The following is a 5912-nucleotide window of genomic DNA, read 5'->3' as shown; positions in this document are numbered from 1 at the left end:
CGATCAGGGTTGCGGAATCGGCAACATAATATTCCGTGGGCAGGGTTGGAACGCGGTCTTCAAAGCGATAGATCATGCGCGGATTTAACACGACGGCGCGCGCCCCCTCAAGCGCGGAACGGCACCAAAGCCGGCCGCCGCGGCGGAAAAACATCCGGCATGAGCCCGGCGCGTCGGATCAGCTGATTCGACTGAGCGGAAAATCGCGCAGCCGCAGCGGGCGGCCCGTACGGCGCCGCATCCGCGCCGTCAGCAGCAGGAAAAGCTGGGCGGCGATGAAGGCGTCGCCTTCGGCGGTATGGCGGTCGGGCATCGGCAGATCGAGGTGCGCGCAGATGTCCTCGATCGTCGGCATCCGCTGCCGGGCGTAGCCCACGCGGTGGAACGGGACCAGCTCGTTCATCGCCATCGCTCCGCAATCCACCAGCGCATTCCTGAACCGGATGCCGAAATGCCGCTGGCAGGCGGCATCGAGCATGAAGGCATCGAACCGGATATTGTGGCCCACCACCACCGCGCCCGAGAGCATCGGCAGCAGCTCCTCCAGCATCGCGGGGGCCGGAACCCCCTGCTCGATTTCCGAGCGCAGGATGCCGTGGATTTCCGAGGCCTTGTTCGGCAGGGTCTGCGGCTGGTTGACGATCCATTCCCGCGCGCTGGCCACATCGATGGCACCCGCCTTGAGCTCCATGACCGCGACCGAAAGGATGCGGTCGTTATCGACATGGAACCCGCTGGCTTCGGTATCGAGCGCCACGAAGCGGATCGCCTCGGCGGGCGTTTTTCCGGGCAACCGCTTCGGGGTTTGGTCCAGATATTCGCGGACGAACGGCGGCCGCTCTTTGCGCGGGAAAAGGCTCATCGCTTCATCACGTCCAGATTGAAGAGGCGCCGGACGGCGCTTTGGACCATGCGCTGGACATCGAAGACGCTGGCGAGGTGTTCGCGTTCGAGCTTGGTGAGTTCCGAAGGATCGATGAAGCGGCCGTCGTCGCCGCGCTTGAGGCCGGCGAGGGTGCGGTGGCGCAACATCAGGTCGTAGCCGTCGATGGCGAGGTGGGCGAGTTCGGCCAGCTCCGGCTGGGCGGTGGCCAGCTCGCGCCAGCGGCCGCCGGTGGAGTGGTGGTTGCGCAGGCCGTAATAGAGCGCAAACACCCGCGCCGCATCGCGCAACGGCGCAAGCCCGCGCTTCTTGATATCGAACTCGCCCTCGTTGCCGCCCTTCTTTTCCACGACGAACTTGCCCCAGAAGTTCAGCGGCGGCGGGTTCGCCACCACCAGTTCGGCCAGGCGGTAAAGCGAGCCGAAACGCGATTTGTCGACTTCGAAAACGCAGTCGCGCACCCGCCGGCACAGCTCCTTGCTTCCGGCAACATGGCGCAGATCGTAGAGCACGATCGCGCGCAACATGCCGTCGCCCTGCTGCAAATGCGACAGATCGTTGAGTTCGCCGATCCATTCTTCATCGGTGCGGCACCAGCGCGGGTTCGAGGCCATTACGCCGCCTTGGCAACGGGCAAAGCCGGAATCGACCAGCCGCTCGATGACGCGCTCGGCCAGCTGCAGGAACACGGCGCGGTGCTGCTCGTCCTTTTCCGGGTCGCCGGTAGCGGCAAAGACCATGGCATTGTCCATATCGGTACGCAAAACCTGTTCGCGGCGCCCGTCGCTGCCGACCGCCATCCAGGCCCACTCCACCTCGGGCAACCCGATGCCGTTGCGCGCCATTTCCTCGATCGAGAGCTCCAGCAGACGGCTGACCAGCTCATCGAACAGCTGGGCGCAGATCTGCCCCATGACAATGCCGGAGATGCCGGCCTCGAGATAGGTCCGCGCAACGGCCTCGATGTCGTCGCACAGCTCGCGGAAGCGCGCCGGGCGCAACGCGTGGTGGATTCCGTTGAGGATGCCGACGGGATGGTGGCCGCTCTGCGCCAGCAAATCTTCCGGGGTGCAGACATCGAGCGCCCGGCTCTCGGCCGTCCCGTCCTCGGTGACGCAGAGCTGGTTCATGCGACCGTGCAGCATGGTGAGCAGCGCCGCCATGGTGCTGGTCCTGGGGGCGACGGTGCAGACCGTACGGCTCATGATTTTTTCGACGGGTTCCTGCCGCCGATGGGTGCCGACCACCACGTGTTTGACCAGATCCTCCTCCGTGACATACCCCAGCGGACAGCCCAGCGGATCGATCACGACGACCGAAGGCAGGCCGCGCATGACCATCAGGCCGGCGGCCTCCTGGATCGTCAGGGAAGGCGGGCAGGTCAGCAGGTTGCCCGCCGGGCGCGGTTCGATCACCTGCGCGCCGTCGAGGTGGGCCTCGAGAATGCTGCCGTAGTCGCGCTGCTCGCCGCGCGAGGTTTCGGGCGCGGGCAGGGTGCGGCCGACGCGCGTGCCCCAGAAAAGGTGGCGGCGCACGTAATAGCGCGCCGGATCGTTTGTTTCCAGCAGGGCGCGGACCCTCGGCCAAGGCAGAATATAGAGCACGCTGTCTTCCAGCACCTGGGCCGTCACCCGGAACGATTCGCCCGCATGCAGGGCCGAAAGCCCGAGAATATCGCCGACGTCGCGCACATCCACCAGCTCGCTGATCCCGTCCGCCGTGCGGTGGTATTCCACCCGGCCGCGCGCCAGGAACAGCACCGCCTCGGCCGGCGGATCGCCCTGCATCCAGACGGTATCGCCCTTCACCAGGATCTTCACCTGCGCCTCGTGCGCCAGCTGCACGATCGTCTCGTGCGGGAACATCGAAAAGGGCGGAAATTGGCGCAAGGCCTCCGCGATGCGCCCGGGTATTCGGTTGGCTGTCTTCATGCCCGCTTCCTTTTGCATGGGTTTGGCCGCACTTTAGCGGATTAAGCTTTTTCGGGAAGCCCTCAGTGCGGCCGAATCCATCTGCCCGGCATCGTTCGTATTGACTTTCGGTATTCCGATGCCTATTTATAATCCCATGAAAAGGGACCACGATTCCAAGCGACTGATGGGGAATCCCGATGCGGTGCTGGTCGGGGGCGGGATCATGAGCGCCACGCTGGGCATCATGCTCAAGCGGCTCAATCCCGGAATGACCATCCAGATCGCCGAGGCGTTGCCGAAGGTTGCGCAGGAAAGCTCCAACGCCTGGAACAACGCCGGAACCGGGCACGCGGCCTTGTGCGAGCTCAACTACACGCCGGAGATCGATGGCCGCATCGACATCGCCAAGGCGCTGTCCATCAACCGGCGCTTCGAGACCACGAAGCATTTCTGGGGCTGGCTGGTCAGCCAAGGGATCGTCGCCACCCCCACCACCTTCATTCGCACCTGCCCGCACATGAGCTTTGTCCGCGGAGCGGAAAACCAGGCGTTCCTGCGCAAACGCCACGCGGCCATGAAGCAAAGCCATCTGTTCGAAACGATGCGGTTTTCGACCGATGCCTCGCAGATCGAAGAATGGGCCCCGCTGCTGAACCAAGGGCGCGCTCCCGGCGAGGCCATCGCCGCCACCCGCGTCGAAACCGGGACCGACGTCAACTACGGCGCATTGACCACCCAGATGATCGAACACCTCGTGTCGCTCGACGGCGTGGAGCTGGCGGTGAACGCAAAGGTTGTCCAGGTGCGCCGTACCGCCGACGGGTGGACCACGAAGCTGCAAAACGGGACGCGCATGGTCTCCCGGTTCCTGTTCCTTGGGGCCGGAGGCGGTGCGCTGCCGCTACTGCAAAAATCGGGGATTCCCGAAGGCAAGGGCTATGGCGGCTTTCCGGTCAGCGGCCAGTTTCTGGTCTGCACGAACCCGCAAATCGTCGAGCGGCATGCGGCGAAGGTCTACGGCAAGGCGGCGGTCGGTGCGCCACCGATGTCGGTGCCGCATCTCGACAGCCGCATCATCGACGGCAACCCGTCGTTGCTGTTCGGCCCCTATGCCGGCTTTTCGCCCAAATACCTCAAAACCGGCTCCAACCTCGATTTGTTCAAATCGATCCGGCCCGACAACCTCGGGCCGATGCTCGCCGCCGGGCGCGACAACCTGCCGCTCACGAAATATCTCGTTGGGCAGTGCCGCCAATCCCACGCGGATCGATGCAACGCCTTGCGCGAATTCTTTCCCGCCGCCGAGGACGGGGAGTGGAAGCTGATCACCGCCGGGCAACGGGTGCAGATCATCAAGCGCGGCCCAACCGGGCGCGGCATGCTGCAGTTCGGCACCGAGGTGGTTGCCTCGGCCGACGGAACGCTCTCCACCGTGCTCGGCGCCTCGCCGGGGGCCTCCACCGCCGTCTCGATCATCTTGCAGGTACTCGAAAAGTGCTTTCCGGCCGAGATGGAATCCGCCGAATGGAAATCGGCGCTGGCCGAGATGGTGCCCGCCTATGGCATCGACCTCGCCACCGACCGCGAGGCCCACGCGGCACTCAGGGCCAAGGCCGCCGGATGGCTGGGCCTCTGACCGGGTTCCGCCCAAAAAGGACTCGCCCAGCCTCCGGGTTCGGGGTAGAAACGGCGCGAACGGTTGGAGAGAGAACAGCCCGGAGACAAAAAATGCTAGACCGAATTATGGAAGTTTTAACGCCGCGGCGCACGATGACCGTCGGCAACCTCGCGCTCCACTTCGAGATGGAGCCGGAAGAGATCCATGTGGCCCTGCAGCAACTTGCGGCGGACGGACGGGTGCGCTACGCCTTTTCGAAATGCAGCGGCTCGTGCTCGACCTGTTCCACCTGTTCCGTCTCGCCTTCCGGCGAAGTCGTGGAAGAGGCTCCTGCGGTGGACCCCACCGCCATCGTCATTTCGATGGAGTTGCGCAAACAGGACGACTAGGCGCGGTATTCCTCGTAGAGCCCCCTGACCCGCGCCGCCAGTTCGCCGTCGGTGGCATAGAGGATTCCGCCGTGGTTCAGGTAGATGGAATCGCGGCGGTTGAGGTCGAGCCGATGGCCCTGAATGTCGGTGGCGACCGCGCCGAGCTCGTGCGCGATGCAGGCCGTTGCGGCGAAATCCCAAAAACAGCCGCAGCCCGGCCGCTCTTTCGGATATTTGAAATAGCACGCCGGCGGGTTTTCCAGCGTCCAGATGGCGTTCATCACCCCGCCGCCATGGGCCGCAACCTCCGCCTGCAGCACTTCGTTGGCGGGTGCGAACCACGGTTCCGCCGCCGCGCTGCGGTCGGTGAAAATCCGCAAACGGTCGCCGTTTTGCGCCAGCCGCCACGGTTCCGAATTCCGGAAGGCGCCTTGGCCGCGGATGGCGTGGTAGAGGTTGTGTTCGACCGGATCGTAGACCACGCCGATCTGCGGGATGCCGTCGCGCGCGATCAGCGCGATTGAAACCGAGTAGCCGGGCGCGTTCTCGATAAACGAGAGCGTTCCGTCGATCGGGTCGATGCACCAGAAATAGTCCTTTTCCAGCCGGCTGCCGTCGTCCTCGGACTCCTCGGCCAGCAGCGCCAGATCAAATTCGGCAAAGGTCGGCCGCAGGATCTCGAGAATCATTTCCTGGCTCTGGCCATCGACTTCCGTCAGCACCTGCGCGGCCAGGCAGTCGCCGTCCTTGTCCTGCCGCACGACCGTCGGGCGGGTTTCGGATATATATCTTCCAGTCCGGCGAGCCGCCGCAAGGGCGACGTCGGCGAGCCGGGTCAAATCATCGGGTAACAATTTCATGCAATCGCCGGTTAAAAGATTTGATCCAGCACCTGGTTTGCCAGGCGCCGGCTGTAGCGGTGGATTTTCCAGTGGCCGGGGCTCCAGCCCTGCAGGAAACGGAAAAAGTCGGTCCATGCCACGGGATAGAGCGCCCGCCAGTCCGCTTCCAAGGCCTTGAAATCGAGCGCCCGGTTTCGCGCCGACAGGGCCGCTTCGAGTTCCGCGAAATAGCAATCGAGCAGCGCGGATTCCTGCCGCTCGCATTCGCCCGCGGAAAGGCAGCTG

At 64.5% G+C, this 5912-nt stretch carries 5 protein-coding genes and 1 pseudogene; 2 read left to right on the top strand and 4 right to left on the bottom strand.

Annotated elements, in window-relative coordinates:
* Positions 1-178: 178 nt before the first annotated feature.
* Both ABYO54_RS13040 and ABYO54_RS13035 read right to left on the bottom strand, forming a co-directional pair.
* Positions 179-862 (bottom strand): exonuclease domain-containing protein, encoded by a 684-nt coding sequence (locus ABYO54_RS13040; protein ID WP_372808686.1) that lies wholly within the window; start codon positions 860-862, stop codon positions 179-181.
* On the bottom strand, positions 859-2814 hold the full coding sequence (locus ABYO54_RS13035; protein ID WP_372808685.1) for a DUF294 nucleotidyltransferase-like domain-containing protein: 1956 nt from the start codon (positions 2812-2814) through the stop codon (positions 859-861). The genes ABYO54_RS13040 and ABYO54_RS13035 overlap by 4 nt, the downstream gene beginning before the upstream one ends.
* Before the next feature lie 136 nt (positions 2815-2950).
* Here ABYO54_RS13035 and mqo point away from each other — a divergent pair, with 136 nt between their 5' ends.
* Both mqo and ABYO54_RS13025 read left to right on the top strand, forming a co-directional pair.
* A complete protein-coding gene (mqo, locus tag ABYO54_RS13030) occupies positions 2951-4432 on the top strand; it encodes a malate dehydrogenase (quinone) (RefSeq protein ID WP_372808684.1) in 1482 nt (493 codons plus the stop codon).
* Between the two features lie 92 nt (positions 4433-4524).
* The gene (locus ABYO54_RS13025) at positions 4525-4803 is read left to right on the top strand and encodes a FeoC-like transcriptional regulator (protein WP_372808683.1); all 279 of its coding nucleotides are present in this window, start codon (positions 4525-4527) and stop codon (positions 4801-4803) included.
* On the opposite strand, the gene ABYO54_RS13020 is transcribed toward ABYO54_RS13025, so the two are convergent.
* A complete protein-coding gene (locus ABYO54_RS13020) occupies positions 4800-5645 on the bottom strand; it encodes a 3'(2'),5'-bisphosphate nucleotidase CysQ (RefSeq protein ID WP_372808682.1) in 846 nt (281 codons plus the stop codon). The genes ABYO54_RS13025 and ABYO54_RS13020 overlap by 4 nt on opposite strands.
* An 11-nt stretch (positions 5646-5656) precedes the next feature.
* Positions 5657-5912: pseudogene (locus tag ABYO54_RS13015) on the bottom strand (choline kinase); the annotation flags it as partial.

Origin of the sequence: Pontiella sp. (assembly GCF_041622395.1) — a bacterium.
Classification (GTDB): Bacteria; Verrucomicrobiota; Kiritimatiellia; order Kiritimatiellales; family Pontiellaceae; genus Pontiella.
Note: the sequence above shows the minus strand (reverse complement) of the source record. Positions and strands in the feature narration are given on the sequence as shown.